The sequence below is a fragment of the Microcoleus sp. Pol10D4 genome, assembly GCF_036701555.1.
Classification (GTDB): domain Bacteria; phylum Cyanobacteriota; class Cyanobacteriia; order Cyanobacteriales; family Microcoleaceae; genus Microcoleus.
The window spans coordinates 1-2,204 of the sequence record NZ_JAUBRA010000161.1 but is presented as its reverse complement, the minus strand read 5'-3'; the positions used below and the strand labels follow the sequence as shown (position 1 = coordinate 2,204).

Annotated in this window: 1 protein-coding gene; it reads right to left on the bottom strand. The window is 47.9% G+C overall.

Annotated elements, in window-relative coordinates; all coding sequences use genetic code 11:
• Positions 1-2,153, bottom strand: a 2,153-nt coding sequence (locus QUA36_RS31110) for a two-partner secretion domain-containing protein (RefSeq protein ID WP_445301476.1), incomplete at its 3' end; no start/stop codon positions are given.
• Positions 2,154-2,204 lie beyond the last annotated feature (51 nt).

Genomic DNA, 2,204 nt, shown 5'->3' with positions numbered 1-2,204 from the left:
GGTGTTGGTGTTGGAGTATTTGGTGTTGGTGTTGGAGTATTTGGTGTTGGTGTTGGAGTATTTGGTGTTGGTGTTGGAGTATTTGGTGTTGGTGTTGGAGTATTTGGTGTTGGTGTTGGAGTATTTGGTGTTGGTGTTGGAGTATTTGGTGTTGGTGTTGGAGTATTTGGTGTTGGTGTTGGAGTATTTGGTGTTGGTGTTGGTGGTTCCGGCGTTGGTGTTGGTGGTTCCGGCGTTGGAGATAGCGCGGAAGAACTGATCGCAATATTGCCCTGAGTGTAAGTGCTAGGCGGCACCGGCACCGCAAACTGTGGCGAAATAGTCTCGGAACCTGATGTAATGGCTCCCGTCGTCCCATTCGTTGTCGCATCGCCGACAATAAAAGGTGTAGTAGTGCTCCCCGCGTGGCGAATAGTAATCGCGCCGCCACCCGTGCCATTAGCGCTGGAAATGCTCACATTTACACCGCTACTATCTGTAAAAGTGCCGCTAACTGTAAGAAGATTGCCAGCCGTGAGGTCAATACTGCCGCCAGTAGACTGAAGAGTGCCTGTAACGGCGATGTCGCTGGCAGCTTTGAGAGCAATATTACCCCCAGAAGTGGCGATCGCATCCAGCGCAATGTCCCCTGCTGATTCCAAAATCACAGGCCCGCCTACTGTCGAAATCGCTCCCACTCCGATGCTATTGCCCGAAGCAACACCCGGTGAAGTAAAAAATGTCTCCCCTGCGGTGACATTCGGCGGCAGATTCGCAGCATTCGCCAAAGTCGAAACGCCCGATCGCAAAATTAAAGCTGCACTACCTGAAAGCACCGCCGCATCTGGATCGGCAGAATCTGACAAAGTAGTATCTGGCCCATTGATGGTAATATCTCCCGCCGCGATCGCGCCTTTTGCTTCTACCTTAAGTGAGGTTCCAGTATAATCCCCAAATCTCACATCTCCCTCGGAGCTAATAATCGGGTCGTACAAACTCACAAAACTGCCACCGTTGCCCGACAATGTGAGAATAGAAAAATTACCACGCGCAGCGAAGTGAGCATCACCCGAAACAGTGCCATTGCTCAATAATGTGATATCCCCTGCGGATTGGAATGCAGGGCTAGGGTAATTTAGCGCGAAGATATCAATATTTTGATTACCTTGTATAGTAAGATTGCCACCTGCGATCGCCCTGAAAGGATAACTGCCATCCCGCACGCGCACCGTATCTCCTGCCAACAGAAACAAATTGTTCTCAGTAAGTAGCTGGCTTTCTACCAAAGTGAGATTACGTGCTGCCGAGAGTGTAGCATTCTGACTATTAACAGTAGAACTAGCGATCGCCACATCTCCCGTTTCCACCCTCAAACCCGCCGTCAAAACCACTTCTCCTGCACCGTTAACGGAGATACCAGTAGCAGAGTTCCCACCTGCGCCAGCAAGCAATTGCGGAAGAGACAAAGGCAGAGATAATTGCCCATTCTGTGCCAACAATCCCCCGTCAACAACCCCAATTTCTAAACTTAATAAATGCCCTTCTTGACTAAGCCGAATAGCATTCTTACCAGGGACAGCAGCGACAATAATATTACCTTGGGGAGCATTCAGGGAACCTGTGCTGACGACAGTACCGCCAATTAAAGTTATACTTTGTCCCGGCACAATAGCTAAATTACCTGCATTAATAATGCTTCCCGGTTGGCTGAGATTAAAGTAAAAAGTGTTCGGAGTTCCTATCAGCGTACTGTAATCGTTCGCTCCGACAATATTGAATAAACCGGAATCAAAACCGATGTTAGTAGCAGTAGTAGCTGTAAAGGCAGCAGGAAGATTCAAGCTAGCATTAGGGCCAAAGATAATGCCCGAAGGATTTATTAAAAACAGGTTGGAATTGCCGCCACTTACTTGAATTAAACCATTAATAATAGAAGGATTGCCGCCTACAACCCGACCCAGAATGTTGCGAATAGCGGGATTAGAGATAAAATTAGCAATCTGCCCTTCGGTAAGCCCAAACTGTTGAAAACTGTGGAAAAGATTCGCTCCATCTCTAGAAGTTTGGCCGCCTGTAATATTCAAGCGATCGCCGTCGGGCGTGACAGTAGTGCCAGTGCGATCGGGTGCAGGGACAATGGGTTGTGCTTGCAGGGTAAACGCATCTAAATTAATTTGACAAACACCTAAATTTGTGCATTGCTAAATAACTAAAAAAACTTTCTA